The organism is Arcicella rigui (genome assembly GCF_034929435.1).
Classification (GTDB): domain Bacteria; phylum Bacteroidota; class Bacteroidia; order Cytophagales; family Spirosomataceae; genus Arcicella; species Arcicella rigui.
Window position 1 is genome coordinate 268,554 of record NZ_JAYFUM010000005.1, and the last position, 26,651, is coordinate 295,204.

28 protein-coding genes and 2 tRNA genes are annotated in these 26,651 nt (G+C 34.3%); 14 read left to right on the forward strand and 16 right to left on the reverse strand.

The window, feature by feature from the left end:
- Nucleotides 1-11: 11 nt before the first annotated feature.
- Both VB248_RS04630 and VB248_RS04635 read left to right on the forward strand, forming a co-directional pair.
- Entirely contained in the window at nucleotides 12-869 is an 858-nt protein-coding gene (locus tag VB248_RS04630) for a heme ABC transporter ATP-binding protein (protein WP_323295570.1), read from the forward strand.
- Entirely contained in the window at nucleotides 845-1,867 is a 1,023-nt protein-coding gene (locus tag VB248_RS04635; RefSeq protein WP_323295571.1) for a hemin-degrading factor, read from the forward strand. Before VB248_RS04630 ends, VB248_RS04635 begins: the two co-directional genes overlap by 25 nt.
- Before the next feature lie 141 nt (nucleotides 1,868-2,008).
- Here the strand turns inward: VB248_RS04635 and VB248_RS04640 are convergent, their stop codons facing one another.
- From VB248_RS04640 to VB248_RS04660, 5 genes are all read right to left on the reverse strand, one after another.
- On the reverse strand, nucleotides 2,009-2,884 hold the full coding sequence (locus VB248_RS04640) for an aldo/keto reductase (RefSeq protein WP_323295572.1): 876 nt from the start codon (nucleotides 2,882-2,884) through the stop codon (nucleotides 2,009-2,011).
- Between the two features lie 193 nt (nucleotides 2,885-3,077).
- Entirely contained in the window at nucleotides 3,078-3,608 is a 531-nt protein-coding gene (locus VB248_RS04645; RefSeq protein WP_323295573.1) for a transposase, read from the reverse strand.
- Nucleotides 3,609-3,738: 130 nt separating this feature from the next.
- On the reverse strand, nucleotides 3,739-4,581 hold the full coding sequence (locus VB248_RS04650; RefSeq protein WP_323295574.1) for a hypothetical protein: 843 nt from the start codon (nucleotides 4,579-4,581) through the stop codon (nucleotides 3,739-3,741).
- A 20-nt stretch (nucleotides 4,582-4,601) separates the two neighbouring features.
- On the reverse strand, nucleotides 4,602-4,799 hold the full coding sequence (locus tag VB248_RS04655) for a YqaE/Pmp3 family membrane protein (protein ID WP_323295575.1): 198 nt from the start codon (nucleotides 4,797-4,799) through the stop codon (nucleotides 4,602-4,604).
- Between the two features lie 239 nt (nucleotides 4,800-5,038).
- Nucleotides 5,039-5,791, reverse strand: a complete 753-nt coding sequence (locus VB248_RS04660; protein WP_323295576.1) for a hypothetical protein — start codon at nucleotides 5,789-5,791, stop codon at nucleotides 5,039-5,041.
- Nucleotides 5,792-6,166: 375 nt separating this feature from the next.
- Here VB248_RS04660 and VB248_RS04665 point away from each other — a divergent pair, with 375 nt between their 5' ends.
- Nucleotides 6,167-6,634: a YdeI/OmpD-associated family protein gene (locus VB248_RS04665; RefSeq protein WP_323295577.1), complete on the forward strand. Its 468-nt coding sequence runs from the start codon at nucleotides 6,167-6,169 to the stop codon at nucleotides 6,632-6,634.
- 49 nt (nucleotides 6,635-6,683) lie between these two features.
- On the opposite strand, the gene VB248_RS04670 is transcribed toward VB248_RS04665, so the two are convergent.
- The 4 genes from VB248_RS04670 to VB248_RS04685 form a co-directional block, all read right to left on the reverse strand.
- The gene (locus VB248_RS04670; RefSeq protein ID WP_323295578.1) at nucleotides 6,684-7,649 is read right to left on the reverse strand and encodes a hypothetical protein; all 966 of its coding nucleotides are present in this window, start codon (nucleotides 7,647-7,649) and stop codon (nucleotides 6,684-6,686) included.
- 10 nt (nucleotides 7,650-7,659) lie between these two features.
- Nucleotides 7,660-8,235 (reverse strand): hypothetical protein, encoded by a 576-nt coding sequence (locus tag VB248_RS04675; RefSeq protein ID WP_323295579.1) that lies wholly within the window; start codon nucleotides 8,233-8,235, stop codon nucleotides 7,660-7,662.
- Between the two features lie 192 nt (nucleotides 8,236-8,427).
- Nucleotides 8,428-8,505: transfer RNA gene (locus VB248_RS04680), tRNA-Val, on the reverse strand.
- Nucleotides 8,506-8,524: 19 nt separating this feature from the next.
- Nucleotides 8,525-8,602: transfer RNA gene (locus tag VB248_RS04685), tRNA-Val, on the reverse strand.
- A gap of 345 nt (nucleotides 8,603-8,947) precedes the next feature.
- Between VB248_RS04685 and VB248_RS04690 the strand changes: the two genes are divergently transcribed.
- Nucleotides 8,948-9,724: a TerC family protein gene (locus VB248_RS04690; protein WP_323295580.1), complete on the forward strand. Its 777-nt coding sequence runs from the start codon at nucleotides 8,948-8,950 to the stop codon at nucleotides 9,722-9,724.
- A gap of 48 nt (nucleotides 9,725-9,772) precedes the next feature.
- Here the strand turns inward: VB248_RS04690 and blaOXA are convergent, their stop codons facing one another.
- The 4 genes from blaOXA to gldG form a co-directional block, all read right to left on the reverse strand.
- On the reverse strand, nucleotides 9,773-10,603 hold the full coding sequence (blaOXA, locus tag VB248_RS04695) for a class D beta-lactamase (protein ID WP_323295581.1): 831 nt from the start codon (nucleotides 10,601-10,603) through the stop codon (nucleotides 9,773-9,775).
- A gap of 79 nt (nucleotides 10,604-10,682) precedes the next feature.
- Nucleotides 10,683-11,135, reverse strand: coding sequence for a thioredoxin family protein (locus VB248_RS04700; RefSeq protein WP_323295582.1), 453 nt, complete (start codon nucleotides 11,133-11,135; stop codon nucleotides 10,683-10,685).
- 170 nt (nucleotides 11,136-11,305) lie between these two features.
- Nucleotides 11,306-12,430, reverse strand: coding sequence for a DNA polymerase III subunit beta (gene dnaN / locus VB248_RS04705; RefSeq protein ID WP_323295583.1), 1,125 nt, complete (start codon nucleotides 12,428-12,430; stop codon nucleotides 11,306-11,308).
- Between the two features lie 272 nt (nucleotides 12,431-12,702).
- Entirely contained in the window at nucleotides 12,703-14,367 is a 1,665-nt protein-coding gene (gldG, locus tag VB248_RS04710; protein ID WP_323295584.1) for a gliding motility-associated ABC transporter substrate-binding protein GldG, read from the reverse strand.
- Nucleotides 14,368-14,971: 604 nt separating this feature from the next.
- On the opposite strand from gldG, the gene VB248_RS04715 reads away from it, so the two are divergent.
- Genes VB248_RS04715 through VB248_RS04730 form a run of 4 tightly spaced genes read left to right on the forward strand, consistent with a single transcriptional unit; the run spans nucleotide 14,972 to nucleotide 18,128 of the window.
- Entirely contained in the window at nucleotides 14,972-15,373 is a 402-nt protein-coding gene (locus tag VB248_RS04715) for a sugar 3,4-ketoisomerase (protein WP_323295585.1), read from the forward strand.
- Nucleotides 15,354-16,442, forward strand: coding sequence for a DegT/DnrJ/EryC1/StrS family aminotransferase (locus VB248_RS04720; RefSeq protein WP_323295586.1), 1,089 nt, complete (start codon nucleotides 15,354-15,356; stop codon nucleotides 16,440-16,442). The genes VB248_RS04715 and VB248_RS04720 overlap by 20 nt, the downstream gene beginning before the upstream one ends.
- Before the next feature lie 14 nt (nucleotides 16,443-16,456).
- Entirely contained in the window at nucleotides 16,457-17,362 is a 906-nt protein-coding gene (locus VB248_RS04725) for a glycosyltransferase family 2 protein (protein WP_323295587.1), read from the forward strand.
- Nucleotides 17,352-18,128 (forward strand): class I SAM-dependent DNA methyltransferase, encoded by a 777-nt coding sequence (locus tag VB248_RS04730; RefSeq protein WP_323295588.1) that lies wholly within the window; start codon nucleotides 17,352-17,354, stop codon nucleotides 18,126-18,128. The genes VB248_RS04725 and VB248_RS04730 overlap by 11 nt, the downstream gene beginning before the upstream one ends.
- Here VB248_RS04730 and VB248_RS04735 read toward each other — a convergent pair.
- The 3 genes from VB248_RS04735 to VB248_RS04745 all read right to left on the reverse strand — a co-directional run bounded on the left by VB248_RS04735 (nucleotide 18,125) and on the right by VB248_RS04745 (nucleotide 22,456).
- Entirely contained in the window at nucleotides 18,125-19,588 is a 1,464-nt protein-coding gene (locus tag VB248_RS04735) for a hypothetical protein (RefSeq protein WP_323295589.1), read from the reverse strand. The two genes, VB248_RS04730 and VB248_RS04735, sit on opposite strands and share 4 nt — an antisense overlap.
- 123 nt (nucleotides 19,589-19,711) lie before the next feature.
- Entirely contained in the window at nucleotides 19,712-20,608 is an 897-nt protein-coding gene (locus VB248_RS04740) for a YitT family protein (protein WP_323295590.1), read from the reverse strand.
- A gap of 351 nt (nucleotides 20,609-20,959) precedes the next feature.
- Nucleotides 20,960-22,456 carry a glycine--tRNA ligase gene (locus tag VB248_RS04745; protein ID WP_323295591.1) on the reverse strand — a complete coding sequence of 499 codons (1,497 nt, stop codon included), beginning with the start codon at nucleotides 22,454-22,456 and terminating at the stop codon, nucleotides 20,960-20,962.
- 199 nt (nucleotides 22,457-22,655) lie between these two features.
- Here VB248_RS04745 and VB248_RS04750 point away from each other — a divergent pair, with 199 nt between their 5' ends.
- From VB248_RS04750 to VB248_RS04775, 6 genes are all read left to right on the forward strand, one after another.
- A complete protein-coding gene (locus VB248_RS04750) occupies nucleotides 22,656-22,862 on the forward strand; it encodes a type II toxin-antitoxin system VapB family antitoxin (RefSeq protein WP_323295592.1) in 207 nt (68 codons plus the stop codon).
- Nucleotides 22,859-23,260: a type II toxin-antitoxin system VapC family toxin gene (gene vapC / locus VB248_RS04755; protein WP_323295593.1), complete on the forward strand. Its 402-nt coding sequence runs from the start codon at nucleotides 22,859-22,861 to the stop codon at nucleotides 23,258-23,260. The genes VB248_RS04750 and vapC overlap by 4 nt, the downstream gene beginning before the upstream one ends.
- Entirely contained in the window at nucleotides 23,257-24,213 is a 957-nt protein-coding gene (locus VB248_RS04760; RefSeq protein WP_323295594.1) for a glycosyltransferase family 9 protein, read from the forward strand. The genes vapC and VB248_RS04760 overlap by 4 nt, the downstream gene beginning before the upstream one ends.
- A gap of 25 nt (nucleotides 24,214-24,238) precedes the next feature.
- Entirely contained in the window at nucleotides 24,239-24,433 is a 195-nt protein-coding gene (locus VB248_RS04765) for a hypothetical protein (protein WP_323295595.1), read from the forward strand.
- Between the two features lie 107 nt (nucleotides 24,434-24,540).
- The gene (locus VB248_RS04770) at nucleotides 24,541-25,425 is read left to right on the forward strand and encodes a carbon-nitrogen hydrolase (RefSeq protein ID WP_323295596.1); all 885 of its coding nucleotides are present in this window, start codon (nucleotides 24,541-24,543) and stop codon (nucleotides 25,423-25,425) included.
- A gap of 160 nt (nucleotides 25,426-25,585) precedes the next feature.
- On the forward strand, nucleotides 25,586-26,563 hold the full coding sequence (locus VB248_RS04775) for an acyl-ACP desaturase (protein WP_323295597.1): 978 nt from the start codon (nucleotides 25,586-25,588) through the stop codon (nucleotides 26,561-26,563).
- The last annotated feature ends 88 nt before the right edge of the window (nucleotides 26,564-26,651 follow it).

A 26,651-nucleotide genomic window follows, 5' to 3' on the forward strand; every position in this document is an offset into this window, starting at 1 on the left:
ACGCAAAAGGCATGATACAAGCACGAAATATTCATTACTCCATCAAAGGAAAAAAATTACTAAAAGGTGTTTCGCTCGAAGCACAAACGGGTGAACTTTTAGCCATTGTCGGAGCGAATGGTGCAGGAAAATCTACTTTATTGAAAGTTTTAAGTAAAGAGATTCTTCCTGAAAAAGGAGAAATTAACATTCGCCAAAGGTCATTAGATTATTGGAGTAGAGAAAGCTTGGCAAAGTTTAGGGCTGTGTTGGCACAGCAAAATGCTTTGGCTTTTAATTTCAAAGTGTATGATTTGGTGCTAATGGGTAGATACCCACACTTTAAAGGAAACCCAAACAAACAAGACCAAGAAATAGTACAGTACTGTCTTGAAAAAACAGGTATTACACACTTGGCTGAACGTATTTTTATAACACTCTCGGGTGGCGAACAACAGCGAGTGTATTTGGCAAAAGTAATGGCTCAGTTATTAGATTACGAAGCCATTTGGGATGAAAACCATATTTCCAAAACGCCAAAATACCTTTTGTTGGACGAGCCTATCACTGGTTTAGATTTATTTCATCAACATAATTTATTGCAAATAGCCAAAGAACTCACTCAAAAGGGTTTTTGTGTTATTGCTATTCTTCACGACCTCAATTTGGCTTTGCAGTACGCCGACCAAGTTTTGCTTTTAAAGCAAGGCGAAGTATTAGGCTACGGCAAGCCCGTTGAGGTACTGAATCCTCATAATGTTTTAGAAGCTTTTAATATTTCGGTAAACCTGATTCATCAATCTGATATGGCTTGCCCATTTATTGTTCATTGTCACGAACCAATTTTAACCCCAAAACCAGCAATATGTCAACCGCAACACTTTCTTTAAAAGAACGCTATCAAGACTTTAAAATCGAAAATCCTAAAGTAAGAATCCGTGATGCCGCCAAACAATTGGGTGTATCCGAAGCCGAACTGTTGGCAAGTTCAGTAGGTGAAAATGTGATTCGTCTAACGGGAGATTTCAGAGAATTGTTAAAAGAAGTACCTACATTGGGCTATGTAATGGCACTTACTCGTAACGAAAGCTGTGTACACGAACGCAAAGGCATTTACGAAAAAGTATCATTCAACAACCACGTTGGCTTGGTATTAGGCGAAGACATCGACCTCCGTTTGTTTATGACACACTGGAAATTTGGTTTTGCCGTAAACGAAAATAACCTAAGCTTACAGTTTTTTGATAAAGATGGAGAGGCAGTTCATAAAATATTTTTGCAAGAAAGTAGCAATGTGGAGGCTTATCATCAGATAGTGAGTCGCTATACCGACCCCATCCAGTCGTCATTTATTGAAACAGAAGCTTATCCAGCACCCGAACCAGAGAAAAAAAATGAAGAAATAGATATTGCAGGTTTTCAAGCCGATTGGTTAGCCTTGAAAGATACTCATGAGTTTTTCCCACTGTTACGCAAATACGGAGTAGCTCGTGAGCAAGCCTTACATTTAGCTCCAGAAGGCTACGCTCAGGCTATCTCGGTAGCACAAGTAAAAGCTATTTTAGGCGAAGCCTCTGCTACTTCACTTGAAATAATGATATTCGTAAGTAGTAATGGCTGTATTCAAATCCACACAGGATTGATTCAGAAATTGGTACTTATGGGGCCGTGGTTTAATGTATTAGACCCAAAATTCAACTTACATTTACGAGAAGACCAAATCGCTCAAGCTTGGATAGTGAAAAAGCCAACTAATGATGGCATCGTAACAAGCATAGAATTATTCGATGAAGCTAAAGCTCAAATAGCTTTGATTTTTGGAAAACGTAAACCCGGCAAACCAGAATTAGAAGCGTGGAGAAAAGTAATTGCTAATCATGTAGAGTAATTAGTTATGAATTATGAGATATGAATTATATTTTAAAGATTTGATAATAAGATAGTTGTAAGTAGATAATTGACTTTTTGTTACTTGTAAAACTATTTCTGGCATGAATTAATGCCAGAAATAGTTTTGAAACTAAGACATTTACTTCATCATCGCCAGATTGTAAATCTCGTACCAGTCTTCGTGTGAGAGTTTAATTTCCGTAGCACTTGCTCCGTTGCGGATTCTTTCTTCTGAAAGCGAACCAATAATTGGTAAAGTACCCAATTGAATCAACCAAGCTACTGCCATTTGTTCAATGTTTGCATTATATTTTTCGCCAATTTCACCCAATTTGGTTCTTAAAATTACCGATTTAGCATCCGTTCCATCCAAAATTTTACCGCCAGCCAACGGAGCCCAAGCCAAAGGCTTGCTGAAACGTTGCTTGATAAAATCCAATCTACCGTCTTCAATGGCAGAAGTATTCACAAGGTTCAACTCAATATGGTTCGTTACGATAGGTTTACGTAAATACGATTCTAACAATTGATGTTGGAAAACCGTAAGATTACTTACCCCTACGTGCTTAATTTTTCCACTGTTTACTAATTCTCTTAAAACCTGAGCCGTCTCTTCTGGATTACTAATCATGTCGATTTGATTCAACAAGAAAATATCCAAATAATCCGTTTTTAGATTTTTCAAAGAATTGTGAACACTGTCTAAAATATACTTTTCTGTGTTATCAAAATAAGTATAACCCTTACCAGATTTACGCACCCCACACTTACTGAAAAGCACAATTTCTTCTCTTTTTATAGCTTTTTGCTGAATGAGCTTTCCAAAATATTCTTCGATGGTATAATCGCCATAAATATCAGCGTGGTCGAAAGTATTAATACCCAATTCCAAGCATAAATTAACGATTTTCTCCATACTGGCAACAGTTTCCGAACCGTTGTCTGTCCATCTCCAAAATCCATAGATTGCCTCAGAAACCTTTGGACCAGAATCACTCAAATAGACTTTATTCATAAAAATTAATGTGTTTTAAAAAAACTCAAATACAAGATTGCTCAAAGATTGGAAAATTATACAAAACAGAAAAAGAATGAAGAGAAAAATTGTAAAATTTATGGTTTTTCTTTCTGGTATGCAGAATACTTGTCTTATTACTCTTGCCATTGTTCGTGTCTCCACGAACAATTTTTTCTGCTACTAATCTGGATTACTCTTGCCAATGGCTCAATATTCCAAATTCATCAATTCCATGTTCATAAAATTTAGCAGAAGAATATCTATAGTTTTCAGGTAAATCAGCTAAGTTCCATTTTTCGGCGGTAGGGTTATTATGGATATAATCTATCTTTTGCTGCCAAACAGTTGGCGAATATAAAGCAATTGGAAGACTATTCCTTTGCCAAAAATGATATTTACGATTGGTAGATTCTACTTCAAAATAAGATAAAACTTTCGGATGATTCAATGATAAATCTTCTAAAAACCTATGTCCAGTATATTTCATAAAACTCGCATTTGGCATCTCTTTCCCATTTTTAGCGAGCATTGTCCAAATTAGATGAATATGATTTGGCATAATAACAAATGCAAATACTTTAATTTTTTGCTGAGCTACTAAATATTGTAAGCTACTGATAATTATGTCCTTATACTTATCAGGCTTTAATAATTTTTGCCAATTTAAAATGGTGGCGGTATAAAAATATGGAACGCCTATTTGCATACTCGAATATTGCATAGCTAATTCAGTTTTGTAGGTTTTCGTTTATCATATATACTTGCCGTTGAGTTGTTCGTGGAGACACGAACAACGGCGAATGTTTGAAATATTTTATATTTTATTCCTTCCATTTTACCTCTTGGGCAAGTTAATTTTTCTTACGTTCGTTTCGTGCTTTATTAATATTATCCCAAGCCTCTTTAGTTAGTACAGCGAGTATATCTTTATGGCAATCCCAAATGTTTATATAGTTTTCAGACATAACGATATGCTGTTCCCAATTAGCAAATTTTTCATAGAGCATTAGCGTACAAATATCCGTTGCTGTAATAAAATCGCCTGTTTCTGGCAGATGAGTGTGCATCGTAACAACCTTTTCTTCTGGTGTTTTGGCATAATTGATTGGAATAATATTTTTATGAAGTCGCTTTTTACTCAACAATTGATTTTGTTTATTGAATGTCAGCAAATAGTCATTGCCAAGTATTACTACTCCTGTTTTTTCGGGGCCAGTTAAAACATATACTTTCTTTTCCGACCCACTGATGATTGGAATGAGATTAAGACTCGTGTTGGTATAAGATTTAAAAATGGTGTCAGAATTGATTTCAGCTAAAGCCTGTTTTCTTATCGAGTATAAATCAGCTTCGGAGTTTGAAAATGCTCTTTCAGTGCCATCAACGAGGGCTGTTTGAGTATTGTAAGTGCTATCAAAAGAAATGGTGGCAAGTACTTTTGGCGTGGCATCAGTTGAAAAAAATACACACTTTGAGATACTTTTTTCGGAATAGGAAAAATAGCCAGCAACTTTTGCTTTTTTGTCATTTAATTTTTCAAAAAACAAGTCAGTACCGTACCAAGAAGCCAATTCTGAACGATAAAGTTGTTTTCCTTCTGTAACAATTGCAGAGGTTTGGTCATCTATTTTATTTTGACTAAGTATAGGAGTACTCAAAGTGAAGTAGATGAAAAGGAGCGTCAATTTTTTCATAATTTAAGGATGTATAGCGTTTACTTATTCTTTAAAGCCTTAATCAATTTATCATTTCTACTTTCAGCCCTGTCGTTTTGTAGAGAAATTACTGCCCAAATAGCGGCTGGAATCCAACCTATTAAGGTGATTTGTAAAAGTAAACAGATGATACCTGTGAATATTCTTCCACGAAGAATAAACGAAAGAAATGGAAAGAAAATAGCAATTAATGTCATAGTGAAATATGGTTAAAGGGCTTATAATTAAATTTTTGGAAGGTTACTTCGTATGGCTGATAAAGCTAATTGTATAATTGTTTCACAACCTACTATTTTCTTGTAAAAGTCCCAAATCAAAGTATAAATCATTTCTGAAAAATTACTGAACAGTGTTGGTATAGCAAAAAAAACCTCGAAAGCTTTTCCTTTCGAGGTTAAAAATTTAATATGTTGTAAATCAATATTAATCAAAATGCTTAACAACCGGGCCAGTGTGAAATAATCCCAAAATCATCTATCCCATGTTCATAAAATTTTGCTGATGAGTATGGGTAGTTTTTGGGTAAATCTGCCAAAAGCCATTTTTTACTGGTTGGTGTTTCATGAATTTTATCAATGGTTTCTTGCCAGTCGAAAGGAGAGTAGAGTGGAGTCGATTGATGCTTTTTCTCCCAAAAATTGTAAAGATGTTTTTCTGCATCTACTTCAAAATGAGATAATACCGCTGGATTATGAAGCGATAGATTTTCTAAGAAAAGGTTACCGATTTTATTCATAAAGGCTGCGTTTACTTTCTCATTTTCGTTTTCTCTTTCCATTGACCATATAACATCGAAGTGATTTGGCATGATTACAAAAGCAAACACTTTGATTTTACGCTGTCTGACAAGGTTTTGTAGGCTATTTACAATGATATTTTTTAAAGAATCATCTTCTAATAAGTGATAATGTTTGGCAATTACAAAGCTTTGATAATAAGGGAAATAGGTATCTAAACTCGGATATTTTATGTTTTGAATTTGCCCGTTTACTTTTTGTGGTGTTTCATTACTGACGGAGGTCTGAGTTAAAGAAAGTACTGGAGGAATTAGATACTCTGTTTGATTGCTAAATTCTTCATCATTGGCGACTTGAATTCTTTTTACTGTTTTTCTTCCAAGAAAGAAAAAAACAGCCATAAATAAATTGATGGCTGCCATCATTACTGTTTGTCCTGTTTGAAGTCTCATTTTTGTTTTTTCTTTTGATGATAAATTTTAGAGTATAAGTTGATTAGGAGAATAATGATTAGTGGACTATATTTAAACGACAAGTGATGTGTTTTATTCTTTGAAATATAGTTTGTAGTAGTATATACGAGAAGGGGGAGGCTATGGATTTGCGGTATTTTATTTATCTTTCAAGATTTTTTATAACTAAATTTAGTTGGAAATTATTGAAACTTTTTAGATTATCCAAAAAAAAATTTACAAATTAGGTATTGCTTAAAATGTAATGAAACAACAAATTTATAAATCTGTCTCTTGTTGCAGGATTTTTTTGAAAGATACCCATTAATTTAGTGTAACCATTAACGCTTATATTTATTTGTCAATGTTCAATGAATGAAAGAGGAAGCCTTAGTAAATCAGCAATATCTATTAGAGAAATACCCCGGAAAAGGAGGCTGGACTTATGCCGTTATTCCAGAAGTATTGCAGGATAAATCTTCGTACTTTGGTTGGGTAAGGGTACGTGGCAGTATTGATGATTTTGAATTCAGTAATTTTCGTTTGATGCCTATGGGCAATGGCAAGCTCTTTTTACCAGTAAAAGCTGAAATCAGAAAAAAGATTAAGAAAAAAGAAGGAGATTGGGTAAAAATTATCCTTTATGCAGACCATACGCCAACAGCAATTCCTGAGGAATTATTACTTTGCTTAGACGATGAACCCAAAGCAAAACAAGCATTTTTAAAAATAACTGACGGTGAAAAGAAAGCCATTATTGATTGGATTTATTCAGCCAAAAAGGAAGAAACAAAAATCGAAAGGATAGTGAAGGCGATAAATGATTTGTTGAAAATAGATTGAAGTTTTCGACTCATTTATTAATCAGGATTAATAAATGAGCCGAAAGGGTTTATAGATTTTTGAGATATTCCAAGAAAGCCTCTTTGGTTGTTTTTTCTAATTTTATGTCAATTACTTGGTTTTCTTCAACATTAAATTCTTTGATGAATGAATATAGGTTGTTTTCATTCGTAACTGCAAAGCAAATGAGTTTAGCGTGTTCACCTACGGGTAAGTCGAGTGATTTTCCACCCCAGATTTGTATTATGGATTTAATTCTATCCAGATATAAAAAAGAGCTTATTAATTCAATCTCAGGTTTTGTAGAAGTTAATTTAATACTTGTTTTAGCACCTGTATAATTATAAAATTTATCACAGTTTATCCAACCAATTTGGCTTGGAAAAATCTCATAATTATTTTGCCCAAAGAAAATAGCAGATTGTAGAGAGTCTTTTTGACCTAAAAACTCTTCTTGCATTTGTGCCAATTTCCAATTTACATTACCATTACTTTGTTCTTGCCCATAAAATATTTTCATTTCACGGTCGTTCCCATTACTCGGAATACTAACCGAAAACTGGCTGGTCTCCCTTAATTTTAAATTTTTCCCATCTTTCGTTGCGGTTACATATACTTGTCCAGCCGTAACCAGAATTTTCCCATCTGAAACTGTTGGTTTTCCATTCAAAATCATATCCATCGGACTGTACAGCTCTTTAATTTGAATATCAATAGGATATTCTACCCATCTACCGTCCTCGAATGTAAAGTCATACGAATTTGCTTTAACCACCGTTCCTCTTGGTGTAGTAAAGGGAAAGTCTGCGGAACTACTCACTGTTTTTTTTACAGGTTCAACCGCTACAATTGGTTTTTTATTAGTTTCTGTAACAGGGACAAATGTTTCTGTATCAATAATCGGAACGATATTATCTTTTGTGATAACATCAAATCTTTCTTTTGAACAACTTGAAAATAGCGTAGCCATTAAGGTTAGGGCAATAAAGATGCGAAAGGTAGGATAGGTTTTCATATCTGAGCGTTTAGTAAATAACAGGACAATTAGCTTTTCGTTTAGATTTTATATAGGCAGGACAAAAGATTAAACCAACTTCGCCATAACTTTCTTGCCAGCGAATGTTGTACTTAATTTCAGCAAAAAGACGTACATTATAATTGCCAATAGCAGTCCCAATACCTACTTCTGGAAGAATATTATTTTGTTTAGAATTGGCTTGTTGGGTTTCTACATAGTTGATCCAACGATTATACTCCGCCCCAGCCGTTAAGTAAACCATTGGCTTTTCTTTTTCTACACTTCTTTTGAAACCTTTCAATCTTTCATTTCCCTTGATAATGACATAATGAACATTGATTCCACCATATAATTCATGGATTGTATTGAATGCAGGAGCGTACTTGAATTGAGGTACAACAAATACACGAGGAATAACAGGAATTTGAGCTCGAAGACCCATTCCTACACTTTGTAAGGGAAAATTGTACATTCCCGAAACGCCAAAAGCTATTTTATCTTGAGAATATAACGAGAGATTCGCAGATAGTAAGAAACAAAAGGCATAAAACAATTTGTACACTAAGGTAGAGTTTTTAAACATTGAGCAATTAGCTTATTATTAGAGTTTAGATAAACTTATTTTAAATCGGTGATAAAGATAGTAAATAAGTGATAAAAATAATGATGTACAGTAAATGAGAAATATAAATTTTCACTTTGAATGAACCATGTTTACCAAAGGCTCATCTGAGGACAATAAAAAAGCCTTAACATTTTGAAATGTTAAGGCTTTTGGTGGTCCCACTAGGATTCGAACCTAGGACCCCCTGCTTGTAAGGCAGGTGCTCTGAACCAGCTGAGCTATGAAACCGAGATTGTTGTTTGTAATTTGGTGGTCCCACTAGGATTCGAACCTAGGACCCCCTGCTTGTAAGGCAGGTGCTCTGAACCAGCTGAGCTATGAAACCAAATCCCTTTCTTTTAAGGTGGTGCAAAATTAGGCTTTATTTCCTTATTGTCCAAACTTCATCAAAGAAAAAATTTAATACTTTTTGTAAAAAAATGATAAGTGTTTTATTATCAGTAAGTTAAAATTTGATATTTTTTTGTTGTTTTTTAGATAATCTATCTTGATTAATCGAATCTATATGACTTCGATAATTGTCCTAATCGGTGAAGTACTTTTCAGAGAAACACTCATGCCATTTTTAATATAGGTTGTTGATGTTTTTAACCTTTCATAACAATTAAAGTTTTGATTATTCGTCTAACTGGATAAATTTGTGAATCAATTTATTTAAACCAAAATTAAAATGTCACAATTATTTACGGCTGATGCTATCATTAGTTTAATTACACTTACTTTTCTTGAAATCGTTCTTGGAATTGATAATATCATTTTCATTTCGATTGCGGCCAACAAATTAGCCAAGAAAGACCAAGCTAAAGCCCGCAATATTGGTTTATTGTTGGCAATGGTTTTCAGAGTTACCTTATTGTTTGGTATTTCATTTATCATTTCTCTGCAAGAACCATTTGCTCACATTGATTTGAGTTGGTTGAAGGCTGGTGTTTCTGGTCAAAGTTTGATTCTGTTTGTAGGTGGTTTGTTTTTGTTGTTTAAGGCAACATCTGAAATCCACGAAAAATTAGAAGTAGGCGGCGAACACGAAGTAACTGTTCCAAAAGGTTCGGCAGCTGATAAACTTACAGCGGTTGTACTTCAAATTGCTTTGATTAATATTGTTTTCTCGATTGACTCAATTTTGACTGCGATTGGTTTAACACAAAATTTACCGATTATGATTGCCTCGGTGGTATTGTCGATCATCATCATGATGGGATTTTCTGGCCCAGTTGGCGATTTTGTGAACCGTCACCCTTCAATTCAAATGCTTGGAATGGCATTTTTGATTATGATTGGTTTTATGCTGATTGCTCAGTCTGCACACGATGCTCATGTTTCGATTTTGGGTTCTGGCGTAGGTGAAGTACCAAAAGGTTATTTATATTTTGCGATTGCTTTCTCACTTTTGGTTGAAGTATTGAATATCAGAGTACGAACCAAAGAGGATGTTGGTCATAAATAATGATTCAAATAGCAAAACGTCCGACTTTCTTGAGTCGGACGTTTTGCTTTATAAGATATTCAAGGTTTTGAAAATTTCTTCTGTAATACTTTTTCTGGCATTAATAAATTTATCCTTATCAGGATTAATCGCTTCAATATTATTGGCAAAAAAATACACTTTTGTTCCTTTGGTGACCCAGCCTACAAACCAACCAATGTTGTTTTTTTGCTCTTTTTCATTTTCTGTTCCTGCTTTTATGATATTGGTTGCCCAACCAGTCTTTCCTCTTAAAATATAATTAGGTTTGGTTTCCAGCAAAAGCATGGTTTTTACAATTTCCATATTTCGTTTGGTAAATGGCAATTGATTTTTATACAGTTTTACCAAAAAGTCAACTTGTTCTTTTTGTGAAATAATAGATTTACCTTCCAGCCAAAACATATCTACATTTTGTGGTGTCACATCCATTTTCCCATAACTAAACTTTTTGAAAAAATCCTGATATTTTTTTGCTCCCACTTGTCGGGCAATTGCCTGATAGCAGGGTACACAAGAATATTTTAGAGCATTTTGAAAGCACAAATCTTGATTCCAATTTTTGATTTCACGCTCTACACCGTCCCATTTCAACGTTGTTGTTTCATCTTGTACAATTCCAGTTTCGAGGGCAATCAGCGAGTTGGGAATTTTAAAAGTTGAAGCAGGAATAAATCCTTTCAGACAACGCTGATAATTGTAAGCTGTATAAGTATTTTCGCTTAAATCATACAGAAGAAATGAGCCAACAAAACCATTTTTTTTGAAAATTGACTCAAAATCTTTTTCAACAATTTTTTGTGAAAATACTTCTACACTCATTTGAAGTAACAAGAGTAAAAAGAGTACTTGCTTTTTCATGTGAATACAATGTTTACGAAAAAAGCCGTGATACTGTTTGAAACAAAATCACGGCTTTTTTCTTTGTTAAAAAGGCTATTTATTTAGCAAATTTTTTCGCTTGGCTCAAAATGATATTGGCAGCACTTGGAATTGGATTAGGCACACCTACCATTACTGTTTTTACTTTACCGTTTCCGTCCATAAAATAAAGTGAAGGATATGCTTCTACTGGATATTTTTCAGCTACTGCTGGCCCTTCTCCATTTTCATAGTCCATCGCTACACAAACATACTTTTGGTTCATATAATCGCCCAAAGCTTTGTCTGTAAATACTTGTGTTTTTAATAATTTGCATGGCCCACACCAAGTAGTGTAGCAATCCATCATAACCATTTTATTTTCTTTTTTAGCTTTTGCTAAAGCTTGTTTGAAAGTACCTTTAAAAAACTGAATACCTGTTGTACCTTCTTTTTTTGAAGGCTTATTTCCTGCAAATGCACTAATTGATAATACTGTAAAAAGAATGATAAGTAGCTTTGATTTTAACATGGGTTGAGTGGGTTTGAATGTGATTTACAAAAAGCTATTGTGGTTGATTAGATACGAAATAAATACTTTCAGCGGTATAGTATTAACAAACATTAACAATTTTGGTTTCAACTAAAAATGAAAAGGCGTAAGAATTACAAACTCTTACGCCTTTTTTCTTTAGTGCTTCCTTATGCGTAAGTGTTTAACATTACTGGCATTACAAGCATCAATATATCTTCGTCTGTTTTCTTGTCAGAAGGAATGATTAATCCTGCACGATTTGGCTGAGACATTTCTAAAGAAACCATATTTGAGCTAAGATTACCCAACATCTCAATAATGAATTTAGCATTGAAACCAATTTCCATTTCATCGCCTTCATAATCGCACATCAATCTTTCGTTGGCTTCGTTTGAATAATCTAAATCTTCAGCAGAAATCACTAAGTCATTTTGGCTTAATTTCAAACGAATTTGATGCGTCGTTTTATTTGAATAAATCGAAATACGTTTCAAAGAACCTAAAAACTCAGAACGATTGATTGTCAAAACGTTTGGATTGTTTTGTGGAATAGCGTTTTCATAATCAGGGAAACGTTCGTCAATCAAACGACAAATCATTCTGATATTATTGAAGCTAAAAAAGGCATTCGACGAACTGAAATCTGCCGTTACGGTAGTATCATCAGAAGGAAGAGATGATTTTAAAAGATTAAGAGCTTTACGAGGAATAATCATCGTTGATTCATAATCTGATTTTACATCACTTCTTTTGTAGCGAATCAAACGGTGCCCGTCGGTTGCTACGAAATTGGTATATTCAGGAGATAATTGTACGTAAACGCCCGTCATTGCTGGACGCAAATCATCGTTTGAAACAGCAAAAATGGTGTTTGAAATCGCAGCACCTAATACATCAGCCGAAATTTGTACAGATAAACTTTTTGTTACTTGTGGGATTTTGGGGAAGTCGATTGGGTTTTCGCCAGATAATTTATATCTACCATTTTCAGTAATAATTTCAGTACCAAAAGTATCTTTATCAACTTTGAAAGTAATAGGTTGGTCTGGTAAACCTCTTAAAGTATCTAATAATAAACGTGCTGGAATTGCAATTGCTCCTGTATCAGTAGATTCAACAGCCAAAGTCGTAATCATAACAGTTTGTAAATCAGAAGCCGTTACTGTTAGTTGATTTTGGTCAATTTGAACAAGAAAGTTTTCTAAAATTGGCACAATCGGGTTGTTGGCAATCACACCATTGACAGTCGAGAGTTGCTTCAATAAAACTGATGAGGATACGACGAATTTCATTATTTGAAAATATTTTTAGTTGGGAATGACTTATAAATAATCATATCTCCGAAAAGGATATGATGTAAATCGTTTTATTTCAAAACTGCTACAAAACTACAAATAAGCCCTGACTTTTAATGAGTTTTATCTAAAAACTCATTAAAAAAATCATGGAAAATACTTAATATCGGAGTGCTATTTAAAGATTTAATAAATTGATAATGAACGAGATTATCAATCAAAAAGCTATACGGAACAATTCTTTGCTTTAAGACGAATTAAAATGCTCATTACCGGCTATATTTTTGTTTTCGCAAGAAGTTTCGGATGAGTCCTGCCAATACCAAAATGACCAATGGAACAATTAAATTAATGGCTTGCCAGTAAGTTCTATCATCTTGCAAGGCAACTTTATCCAGTGGGCGAAGCTTGATTTCTTTGTTTCTTGCTACGATTACGCCGTTGTCGTCTAATAAATAATCAATAGAATTCAATACAAAATCTTTATTGGCAAAAGTATTTCCAGAATACTTATCGAAACCCAATGGGAGAGGAGTATTTAATTTCCTATCAAAATCATTTACAGGAATATCTCCATCAGAACAAACAATGATTTTAGAAGCCACGCCTTCTGACTTGAAAGAACCAAAACGACTATCATTAGGCAAAATTCTGTTTTTGAATAATGATTCAAATTTTCCTTCTAACAATACGCCTACGGTTTGCACGCCAGCTTTGTATTGATTGGCATCAAGGTTTTTACTGGCAAAATTGTAGCTCATAATGGCTGGAGCTTTCAGTAAAGAGGTGTACTTGGAAGTCATCAACAAGGGAACTTTTGTAATGCCATTTGCCCGAACTGTATCTAATGAACCTGCATATTTTGTATAAACAGCGTCTAAATTTTTTACAATTGGCGATTTTCCGAAAGTATTTATCAAAGGAAAATACTGCCATTGCGTAAGTTGTATATTCGAGCGATTGCCAAAATTTCCAATATCCAAAGGAATGGCGGCAGACATTTGAGCATCTTTAATTAAATTTGGATTCAATCGCACACCATATTTGAAAAGTAAATCTTCCAAACCTACGCTTTGTACTTGTGCCATATTTCCTTCACGAGCTACCGAATCTACTTTTACGGCATCCAGAAAAAATAAAGCCTTTCCACCTTTCATAATGAATTGGTCGATTTTATACTTGTCGTCATCGTTAAATACTTCATCGGGCTTCAATACGAAAATTGCATCCAAACCATCAAGTGTTGGCGAGTTCCTTAAATCAACAGGATAAAGCTCATAATTGGGTTTCAAAGCAGTTATCAAATCCAATTGATTGACGGCAGGTAAATGGGTGTAGTTGATAAAAAAACCTATTTTCTTTTTCTCTGTAGCAGTTACTTGTTTAATGGCAGAAGCCAATTGGTACTCTACGCCTTCATAAGATTGATTAAGAATTTCTTGTGGAGATGACAGTTTATTTCCTTTCAGTAGAAGCGTTGCAATTTCTTTGTCTTTATAAGTGATGACAGCTCCAGGCAAAATTAAACTTTGTGTTTTTTTCCCGTCCTCATTGTTGTAAACGTTAGTTGGGGTAATACCTTTTTGGGCAAGTGTTGCTATTTTTTCATTTCGGGCTTTTTCGTCTTTATACTCTGCGTTCAAGTCGATAAAAGTATATTTCAAATTTGTTCCTCCATAAATTTGAAATTCATCCAAAGTTTCTCTAACGGCATTTTCCAAACGCTTGAATCCCGCTGGAATGCCATTTCCCGTTAAATAAACTTTTACATACACTTCATCATCAAGATTTTGTAATAAGTTTTTGGTAGCATCCGCAATAGTAAATCTTTTTTCTTGTGTTAGGTCAAGGCGAAAGAAGAAGCGAGTTGCCAAAAAATTAATGCCAATAAGGGCTACAACGATGAAGAGAAATTGAAGGCTTTTATTTTTCATTGATATTCTTTTCAAGAATGATTTCAAAGATTAAGTCAGTGATTATCCACAGCAAATTTAGTGTTTATCTTTCAATATATTGTTTGAAAACGTGGAGTCGCTGAAAACTGTATAAGCGAGTTTTAATTTTTATTTACTTTCAAACTTTTTATGTCCTCATAATGAGATAATTATATCTCCTAACCACATATTTATTCAGTTAAATAAATATTAATAAAAACATATAAAGGATAAATTGTATTATTTATACAAAAGCATTGAATTGGTATGAGGGTAATTTGTCCAAAAATACTGTTTCTGTTCATTTTGAAGGCATTTTAACGAGTTTCAAGATAATTTGTAAATAGTACTCTTCGTTGGAAATTAGAATCAAATAGCTTAATTTTGAATAGCCCACTAAATAACGGATTAAACATCAAGAATAAATGACTTTTGTGTACAGTGATAAAGATGTATTATCACTATCGTAATGCAAAAGATTTTGAAGTTTAAAAACACACCAAACTGTTTTGATTAATTGATATAAATTCATCGAGTTATGAATCGTGTAGATATTTCTCTACGATATATCTATGTTCGATTTTTAATTCTAAAGCTATCATCAATGAGTAAATTTCTTGAACTACAATGCTTCGACTCGGAGACGGGCTCTCTGACGGTTTTTGAAAAGCACCTCCCTGGATGTATCAAACGTGTGTTTTACATACATTGCGAGGCTGGTAAAGTAAGAGGTGGGCATAGACATAAAAAAACTTGGCAAGCAATTACTTGTTTGACAGGTAGTTGCCGTATTTATGTAAATGATGGAAAGCAAGAAATGGAATATTTTCTTACCTCACCCGAACAATGTTTGATTCTCCATCCAGAAGATTGGCATATTATGGATTCATTCTCTGAATCTTGTATTTTACTTGTTTTAGCTAACGAGTTTTATGATGCCAGTGACTATATCGACGAGCCTTATCCGTTTACCAATATTTCTAAAAATGCAGATACCTTTTCTTAATTTAAAACAAATCAATCAACCTTTTGAAGACAAAATCAGCGTAGCGATTGAAGAGGTTCTGCAAGCTGGCTGGTATATTTTAGGAGAAAAAGGACAACATTTTGAAAAGCTTTTTGCTGAATATTGTGGAGTAAAGTACTGTTTTGGAGTGGCTAATGGGCTTGATGCCCTGACGCTTATTCTCAAAGCTGCTAATTTTGAGGATGGTTCTGAAGTTATTGTTCCTGCTAACACTTATATTGCTACAATTTTAGGTATCCAAAACGCTGGTCTAAAGCCTGTTTTGGTTGAACCTCTATTGGATACTTACTTGATTAATCCAGCTGCAATTGAAGCCAAAATTACTACCAAAACTAAAGCTATCTTAGTCACTCATTTGTACGGTAAATGCTGTGACATGAAAGCCATTCTTGAGATTGCTGAAAAGTATGGATTGAAGGTTTTTGAAGATGCCGCTCAAGCTCACGGAGCAAAATATGAAAGTAAGCTTGCCGGAAACCTGTCGGATGCTGCTGGTTTTAGTTTTTATCCTTCCAAAAATTTAGGTGCATTAGGCGATGCTGGTGCAATTACGACAAACGATGATTTCTTGGCTGAACGCATCAAAGCTTTAAGAAATTATGGTTCATCAAAAAAGTATGTTTTTGAACATAAAGGTCTCAACAGTCGTTTAGATGAAATTCAAGCTGCTATACTTGCTTGTAAATTACCGTATCTTGATGCTGATAATGCTCGTCGCCGAGAAATTGCTGGGTATTATGTATCCAAAATTCATAATGAAAAAATAATTCTTCCTAATTCTGTTACTTTAGCAAACGATGGATGGCATTTATTCGTAATTAGAACTAAAGACCGAAAAGCGTTTATCAGTTATATGAATGCCAAGGGAATAGGTACAGACATTCATTATCCCATTCCACCTCATCAACAGCAAGCATTTGTAGAATGGAATCAACAGTCTTTTCCAATTACAGAAAAAATACATCAAGAAGTGGTAAGTATTCCCTTGAATACAGCCCTCACAAATGATGAAGTCAACTATATTGTTGATACAATCAATAAATTTTAAACTCGAAATATTAAATGATACAATTATCAGTTGTAATACCGGTGTATAATGGAGCAAAAACTATTGGTCGGCTGGTTGAAAAATTACATGAAGAACTCTATACTTATGCTTTTGAAATTATTTTGGTAAATGATGGAAGTCCCGACAATTCAGAGGAAGTATGTTTGGCACTTTCTAAAAAATATAAAAACATTACTTTTGTTTCTTTGCGTAAAAACTTTGGTGAATTCAATGCCGTAATGTGTGGACTCAACCAAGTACGTGGTCAGTACGCTGTGATGATTGATGATGATTTCCAAAACCCTCCTTCTGAAATTATCAAACTTATGGAGGAAGCACAAAGAACAGGTTTGGAAGTAGTTTACACGTATTATTCAGACAAAAAACACAATATGTTTAGAAATTTTGGTAGTTGGTTGGTCAATCAATTAGCGACCCATCTTTTCAATAAACCGAAAGGTCTTTACCTTTCAAGTTTTAAACTGATAAGTAAAGATATTGTGGACGAAATTTGCCAGTACAAAGGCCCATTTCCATACATTGATGGAATCATTTTTAGTTTAGTTTCAAAAGTAGGAACGGTACTTGTTGAACACTCAAAAAGGGAAGAAGGACGCTCTAATTATACTTTTGAAAAACTTTCGGTTTTATTCTTAACCATTGTTTTTGGCTACTCTATTTTGCCTGCCAGATTTATTTTACTTTCAGGTTTTTTCTTTACTTTTTTAGGTTTAGCTCTTTTTAGTTTAGACGTTTGGGGAATTTTGTCGGAATACTCAATTACTATTTTTCTGTTTTTTGGTGGAGTACAATTAATGTCACTCGGCATTATTGGCGAGTACATGGGAAGAATGTTTTTGACCCAAAATAATTATCCGCAGTTTTCGGTAAAATATAAAGTAAAGAGCCATGCTGAATAGTAGTGAACAAGAGTATAAAATGATGTACGAAGCCGAAGAAAAACTTTGGTGGTATAGAGTTTTACACGAAAAGGTATTGTCTGAAATTCAGAAAAAATACGCTAATAATCTGGATATTAATATTTTAGATGTTGGCTGTGGCACTGGTGGATTGTTAAGTTTTTTACGAAAAAATGCTTACAAAAATATTCAAGGAATAGATTATTCAGAAGCGGCAATTCAATTTTGTAAAGCTCGAAACTTGGATGTTCAAAGACTTAATATCGACAATTTGAATGACTTGAACACGCCTAAGAAATTTGACGTAATTGTCTGCAATGACGTTTTTTATTGTTTGGAAACCGAGCAAATGAAAAGTGCTTTTTACAATATTTTTCATTTATTGAAAGAGGACGGAATTTTCATTTCAAACAATAATGCTTTTGATGCTTTTTATGGTACGCATGATTTAGCCGTTGGTGGAAAACGTCGTTTTACAATTCAGAGTTTTCGTCAGTATCTTCCCAAAGATTTATTCAAAATTACTTATCATTCCTACTGGACTTGGGTACTTGCTCCTTTAGTTTTTGGCATTCGTTTTACCCAACGTATCGGAATGAGATTTGGCTGGATTGATACTGATAATATTGTATCAGATGTAGAAGTACCTTCTGATTTTGTGAATAATTTTTGTTATCAATTGGTGAAAATCGAAGAGAAAATCCTCAGAAAAGGTTTCTTCGGAAGTTCACTTTTTATGGTAATGAAAAAAGAAAAGTCCCTTTAATGCTTCAAAAAATACTTCTCAAAAGTAGAACCTTCTGCTAAAGAATACTCTTTCACCGCACTTTTATTGTAGGTTTTTTCTTGGTGTTGCAACATCGTGAAAGAACCTGTATTAAAGTGATTTTCAATGGTAGTTTCGGGTTTCGATGGTAAAAATCCTTTCAGAATTTTTAATATTGGAATAGCACTGTTGATGAAAAAAAACAGCATCCAAGCCCAGTGTTGTGGCTTTTTGAAGCTAAAATAATGAATGGCAATATAGCCAATAGTAATACTTAATATCACTAAAGAAGGCACAGATGCCCTGATATTCAAATCGTTCATCATTCCGATTTTACAAAACGCCAGTAAGCATAAAGTACCGAAAGCAATCATAAAAAGTTCTTGAAATTTACTTTTATAAGAGAATGCCAATATTGCCCAAATCCCGAAATGAATGATAACGTAAAATAAATAATATACCCACCAATCGGCTTCGCCAGCATTCCAAATTACGCCTGTGTTATCTGCATTTACGCCCTGTGTACTTGTGAGATAGGAGAGAATCGGCAGGAAACCTACGCACAAAAAAGCAGTTTGAAGAAGTTCGGAGAAATGACTTTTATGAAATAAGATTTTAATATTTTTCAAGAACAAAACAAGTACAAATGGAAAAAGCCCAATGGTAGCAAATGGCGACCAAAAAATGGTACTCATCAGCACCAGTACTGATTCTATCAATAAACTCTCCTTGTGGAGATAATTATTGATAATTAGGCAAATGCCCAAACAAGCAGGAATTGTATGCTGAGGAGCCCAAGCGTAATTATTCACGAAGGAATTTATCGCCAACATAAAGTCGTTTATTTTGATAAAATACGCTTGAAAATGAATGGTATCAATTTCAAGAAAACGTAAAAAGTGGATAAAAGTCCAAGAGTGGCTGTACAATAAAAATGCAATAATTAGTAAAAAAGGGGCTTTTCTTGAAAAAGTATAAACCCATGATAGCGTAAGGAAAACGCCTAAAGTACTCCAAAGCAGTAAGAAATAATGACAAAATGCCAAACCAAATACTTTGCCCAACATTGCAGTTGGTAAATAATAGCCCAAATAATAACAGAGATAAACTTTGTAGTCGGTATAAAAGACAGGAAAATCATTTTTGACTAAATCGTAAATCTTAAAATTATTAGCGATAAAATCTGCGGTTTGTTCCCGAAATTCACCGATGCCCAGTAATACATTGAAAAGTAAAGAGATGATGAAAAGTATGCCAATGTTGAAATTGGAAGGTCGCTGAGAACGCTCGTGAGTTGGCTCGGTTTGAATAATGGTTTTGAATACTTGGAAACTCATCAAAAGAATGACAAGTGTACTTGAAAAGCCCCACAAAGGTTTTACCCATGTCAGTAAAAATAAAATACTCGGAAGTAGTAGATAACTTATCGAGGTGATTTTTAATTGAGCTTTATAAGTCATAATATGTTTAGGATTTACTGAGATTCATCACAAATGTACAAACTGCATTTCCACTTAAATACAAAAACGACTTATTTCTCTAAGAAGAAATAAGTCGCTGTAAGTTTCATCTAATTTTTTTGATTAATGAAGAGGCAATTTTTTAATCATTCCACCTTTTACATCGTTAATCGTCTGCTGAATAATAAAGGCTGATTTATCTATATTTTCGATTTCATCAGTCAGTTTTTGAATTTCCAGACGAGTCACTACCGTATAAATAATATTCAAATCTTCGTTGAGTTGTCCTCTTTTGCCAAAACCTCTTTTGCCATTGAATATGGTTACGCCCCGTCCCAATTTTTCAATAATTACTTTTCTGATTTCCTCACTGTGTTCTGAAATAATGGTAACGCCCGTAAATTCTTCAAGACCATGAATCAAAAAATCAATGGTTTTTGAAGCTCCTAAGTAGGTAAGCATGGCGTACATGGCTGTTTCGATATTAATTAAAATAGCGGCTGCCGAGAAAATAATCACATTGATAACGATAATTACGTCCCCAACGGTAAGTACTGTTTTACGGCTGATAAACAGGGCAAGTACTTCTGTGCCATCCAACACACAACCACCTCTGATAGAAAGCCCAATGCCTGCACCCAGAAAAAAACCACCAAAAACTGCAATCAAAAGCTTATCAGTTGTGACGATTGGAAACGAAATAAAGGTTAAGCTCAGTGCCAAAAGTCCAATTGCCAATAGCGTTTTTAGAGCAAACATTTTGGATACTTGTGTGTAAGCCAGCCAGATAAAAGGCAAATTGACGATAATAATGAGTACAGGCAAATTAATATCCGTCAGAATATTAATGAGCAATGAAATACCCGTAACGCCACCGTCTAAAAAGTCGTTAGGTAATAAGAAACCTTTAAGCCCAAAACTGGCAGATAATACTCCTACAATGACGAGCAAAGCATCTTTGCCGTATTGGAGTATTAGATTGTTTGATTGTGATGAGTTTTGTAGAATCGCTTGTGTCATAGTACAAATATGTTTAAAGAATGAAAAAATACGAAGAAACTAATAATAAAAGCAAGTATATCAATCTACATTGAATTGCGAAAAAGAATCTCAATAAACGAGTTCTGGAGTTGAAGCGAGAAGAGCTTTAATTAGTTCTTTGAAAAGAAATGTACTTTGGTAACGTATCAATATGATTTTCATTGTTTAAAATCAATAAAAAAAGGCTTCTGATTTCTCAGAAGCCTCTATTTTATCTTGAGTTTAGTAATTAAAATAATTTAAAGGATGCGTTTTTTGTAAATGATTGATAAATAAAAATTTAACAATTCTAATCACCAATCACTATTTTCTAATCACCCCAACATCAAATTATAATAATTCAAATACTCTTTCCATGCTACTTGCGTAAGCGATTTTTTCACGTAATTCAGAGATTTTTACTCTTTCTTGTTCCATTGTATCACGGTGACGAATTGTTACGGTTTCGTCTTCCATTGTTTGGTAATCCACAACCACACAGTAAGGAGTACCAATTAAATCTTGACGAGTATAACGTTTTCCGATTGCTCCGCCGTCATCATAAGTTGTATTGAACGAGCGTTTCAATGAATGGAAAATATCTTGTGCTTTTTCTGCCAAACCATCTTTTTTAACCAAAGGTAAAACGGCAGCTTTGATAGGAGCAACCGCTGGATGGAATTTCAAATAAGTACGTTGTTTTTCAGATTCGCCTTCACCAACAGTTTCTTCAGTATAAGCATTGCAAAGTACTGCTAAAAACAAGCGGTCAGCACCCACAGACGTTTCAACTACGTAAGGAATGTAGTTTCCGTAAGGTTTACCATTTTCGTCAAGGTCGGCATCAAAGTATTGTTGTTTTTTCTTTGAAAGCGTTTGGTGAGCCGTTAAGTCAAAAGCTGTTCTTGAGTGAATACCTTCCATTTCTTTGAAACCGAATGGGAATTGGTACTCAATATCCACCGCTGCATTGGCATAGTGAGCCAATTTTTCGTGGTCGTGGAATTTCAATTTTTCAGCTGGCAAACCAATAGCTTTATGGAATTTTAAACGAGTTTCTTTCCAAGCATTGTACCATTGCATTTCAGTACCGGGTCGACAGAAAAATTGCATTTCCATTTGTTCAAATTCACGCATACGGAAAATGAAGTTACGAGCTACAATTTCGTTACGGAAAGCTTTACCGATTTGAGCAATTCCAAAAGGAATTTTCATACGACCAGATTTCTGAACATTCAAGAAGTTGACAAAAATACCTTGTGCTGTTTCTGGACGTAAGTAAATCAAAGAAGCATCTTCTGAAACCGCACCAACTTGAGTAGAGAACATCAAATTGAACTGACGAACTTCTGTCCAGTTCGAAGTACCAGAAATTGGACATTTAATATTTTCATCAATAATCAATTGACGAACGCCATCCAATTCACCAGCATCTAATAATCTTGCCATTTCCTGCAATAAAGCTTTTCCTTTTTCAGGATTGCCTTCTGCTTCGTACTGTTCGGCTTTCGCTTCCAATAATTGATCGGCACGATAACGCTTTTTAGAATCTTTGTTATCAATCATTGGGTCGTTGAACGAATCAACGTGACCAGAAGCTTTCCAAGTAAGCGGGTGCATAAAAATGGCTGCATCAATCCCAACAACGTTGTCGTTCAACATTGTCATGGCTTTCCACCACAAAGTTTTAAGATTGTTTTTCAACTCAACTCCGTTTTGACCATAATCATAAACGGCTTGAAGACCATCATAAATTTCAGAAGAAGGAAACACAAAGCCATATTCTTTGGCGTGCGAAATGATTTCTTTTAGCGTGGAAGCAGTATCTTGTTGTTTTTGTTCAGCCATGATTTTAATTTTCTTAATCAAACATTACTCTTCAGAAAGGTAAAATTACTTCTGTTTCGCAATCATACAAAGTTATTGCTTTTCTGGGGGAATTTTGGAATAATTCATCAACTTGCTTGTCATAAATATTCAAATTCTCTCAAAATGAAATCTATGTGTATAAAAATCGTTATTTTTGTGTATAAAAACTCAGATGATTATGAGAACGAATATTGAAATAAATGATGATTTAATGGCACAAGTAATGTCAGCCACAGGCTTGAAGACCAAAAAAGCTGTGATTGAGAGAGCTTTAAACGATTTACATTATTACTTTTTGATTCAAGAAATGGAAGCATTAAGGCATTCAGGTACTTGGACTGGCGATTTAGATGAAATGAGAACACAAGAAGTTTCAAACTTATGATACTTTTCGATACCTCTGTTTGGATAAATTATCTTAATAAAAAAGATACGCCTCAAGTAAGAATTTTAGAGAATCTTTTTGCGATAAGAGCCAGAGTATATATTGCTCCGACGATAATTCAGGAAGTTCTCCAAGGAATTTCTGACCAAAAGAGATTTGATGTTACTCGGAGGTTATTATTGGCACAGCAAGTTTTAAGGTTAGATGCCGTAGAAATTGCCATCGAATCAGCCAATTTGTATCGTTCATTACGCCAAAAAGGCGTTACGATTCGTAAAGCCAATGATTGTTTGATTGCGGCTTATGCCATTCATTTTAAAGTTGAAATTTGTCACCAAGATTCTGATTTCGACTTAATCGCTGAAAATTCTTCTCTGAAAATCACCCAATTTACATGACCAAATTCTTAATTCTTCGTTTTTCTTCGATTGGAGATATAATCCTTACCACGCCAGTAGTGCGTTGTTTGAAAAAACAGTATCCTAATGCCGAAGTACATTTTGTAACGAAGAAATCTTATAAAACTTTAGTAGAAAATAATCCGTACATTGATAAGTACTTTTTGTTGGAGGATAGTCTTAATGATTTGATAAAACAACTAAAGCTTGAACAGTACGACTATGTGATAGATTTGCATAATAATCTGAGAACAAGGATTATTAAACTCAGATTAGGTGTAAAATCTTATAGTTTTGATAAAATTAATTTTCAAAAATGGCTTTTGGTAAAATTCAAAAAGAATATTATGCCCAAAGTACATATTGTAGATAGAAATTTAAAAACGATTGAGCATTTAGGCATACAAAATGATAATCAAGGTTTAGATTACTTCATTCCTGAAAAAGATATTTTACTCGCTGATTGGTTGCCCGAAAATTTCAGAAATACTTATGCCGTTTATGCCATTGGCGGACAACACGAAACTAAGAAATTACCCTTAAACAAAATGATTGAATTGTGTAAAACTATTCAATTACCACTTGTTTTGATAGGAGGAAAGGAAGATGCAGAGCAAGCTGAAAACCTAATTTCAGCATTTAAAAATGAAACAGAGAAATACATTTTAAATACCTGTGGAAAATGCACTTTAAACCAGTCTGCCTCGTTGATTAAAGAAGCGACGATTGTTTATACACACGACACTGGGATGATGCACGTAGCGGCTGCTTTCAAGAAAAAAGTGATTTCTATTTGGGGAAATACTGTACCTGAGTTTGGAATGTACCCATATCAAACTAATTTTGTAGCCCTCGAAGTGAAGTACTTAGCTTGTCGCCCATGTTCTAAAATAGGTTATGATAAATGTCCGTTAGGGCATTTTAAGTGCATGAATGAGATGAAATTTGAGTAAATTTGTATTGTTAAAAACAAAAGCTATGACAACACAAGAGGAATTTGCAAAACATCAAGCCATTCAAGAAAGAATGGTGTCTATTGCTAAGAAGATGCTGGCAAATAAGAAAGCGTTGCAAAAAGAAATTCGTGAGGATTTGAAAAATCCATTAATAAAAAACGCTATTGAAGAACTAAAAAACCGTAGTACAAAGATTACCAGTATTTATAAAAATTAATAGAACAAAACTAATGAGTATGGTTTGGAAGGGGAATTTATGGGTAATAAAAGTATTAATCACTAAATCACTCATTCACTAATTCGCAATTACTCAAGTAAGTATAAATGTCAAAAAAAATTAACATCGGACTTGTCCAAATGTCTTGTACAGAAAATGTACAAGAAAATATGCAAAAAGCGATTCAAGGAATTCGTGAAGCGGCTCAAAAAGGAGCAAATATTGTTTGTTTACAAGAATTATTTACTTCGTTATACTTTTGTGATGTAGAAGACCACGCTAATTTTAATTTAGCAGAAGCCATTCCCGGTCCATCTACTGATACACTTTCGGCAGTTGCCAAAGAGTTGGGTGTGGTGATTATTGCTTCTTTGTTTGAAAAACGTGCCGCAGGTTTATATCACAACACTACGGCAGTTTTGGATGCTGATGGTTCGTATTTAGGAAAGTACAGAAAAATGCACATTCCCGACGACCCTGGTTATTACGAGAAATTTTATTTTACTCCTGGTGATGCTTCGCCAGAAGATTCAGGTTATAAAGTATTTCAGACGAAATTTGCTAAAATCGGCGTGCTGATTTGTTGGGATCAATGGTATCCAGAAGCATCAAGAATTACGGCTTTGATGGGGGCAGAAGTATTGTTTTATCCAACTGCTATTGGCTGGGATACTAACGAAACAGACCCGAACATCAACCGTGAGCAATACAATGCTTGGCAGACAATCCAACGCTCGCATGCGGTAGCAAACGGCGTTCATGTGGTTTCGGTGAATAGAGTAGGACGTGAGGCTGACCAACAATTTTGGGGCGGAAGCTTCGTGGCGAATCCTTTCGGAACACTACTTTATTTAGGTTCACACGAGCAAGAAGAAGTGCATGTTCAAGAAGTAGATTTAGCTAAAACAGAGTATTATCGCTCTACATGGCCTTATTTACGTGATAGACGAGTGGATAGTTATCATCCCATTACAAAAAGATTTATAGATTAATCTATATTTTGTTAAATTTAATACTAAAATAATGACAAATGTCATTTAACGAATTATAGATAATTCAGTATCTTTGTAAAATTAGGTAGTCGATAAAAAGTATTTTTTTAGAATTTTTAGCACTTTTTCGATGCTCTTTGAACACCCAAACCACAAATAAATGGAAAAGCGAAATGAAAGGATAGAAGTAATGAATCACCTTGCCGTAAATATGGACGACATCGTGAGCAAGTACCTTATTCCGATTGAAACCAACTGGCAACCTTCTGATTTTTTACCCGATGCCAGTAAAGAATCTTTTTTTGATGAGGTAAAAGAACTTCAGCAAGCTGCTCGTGAATTGCCCTACGACTATTGGGCTGTACTTATCGGTGATATGATTACGGAGGAAGCTTTGCCAACTTACGAATCATCAATTATGGTGGTTGAAGGTGTGGATATGATTAAAGAACCACAAGGTTGGGCAAGATGGACTCGTGCTTGGACTGCTGAGGAAAATCGTCATGGAGATTTATTGAATAAGTACATCTACCTTTCTGGACGTGTAAATATGAAGGCTGTGGAAATTTCAACACAGTATCTTATCTCGGATGGCTTTGATATTAAAACAGACGACGACCCTTATAAAACGTTTGTTTATACTTCGTTTCAAGAATTAGCAACTAATATTTCGCACCGTCGTACTGCTTCTTTGGCAAAAAAACATGGCAATAATTCATTGTCTAAAATGTGTGCAATGATTGCGGCTGACGAAATGCGTCATCATAAAGCTTACAAAAGTTTTATCGCAAGTATTTTTGAAATTGACCCTTCTGAAATGATGCTCGCTTTTGCAGAAATGATGAAGCAAAAAATTGTAATGCCTGCTCATTTCCTTCGTGAATTGAATGGAGAAAAAGGTGGAATTTATGGTCATTTCTCTGATGCAGCACAAAGACTTGGTGTTTATACTGGTAAAGACTATATCGAAATCACTGAACTTTTATTAAAAGATTGGGATATTGCTAAAATGACGGGTTTAACTGGCCCAGCAGCAAAAGCACAAGATTACTTGATGCGTTTGCCTGACCGCTTAACTCGCTTGACTGAGCGTATCAAAATTCCAGAAATTGAATATAAATTTAGCTGGGTTAATTAAGCAGTGATTTGTAAATAGTGATTGGTGATTTTTTTCAACCGTATAGTTATCAGGTATTTATGAAATAAACATATCGCTCAAACATAAA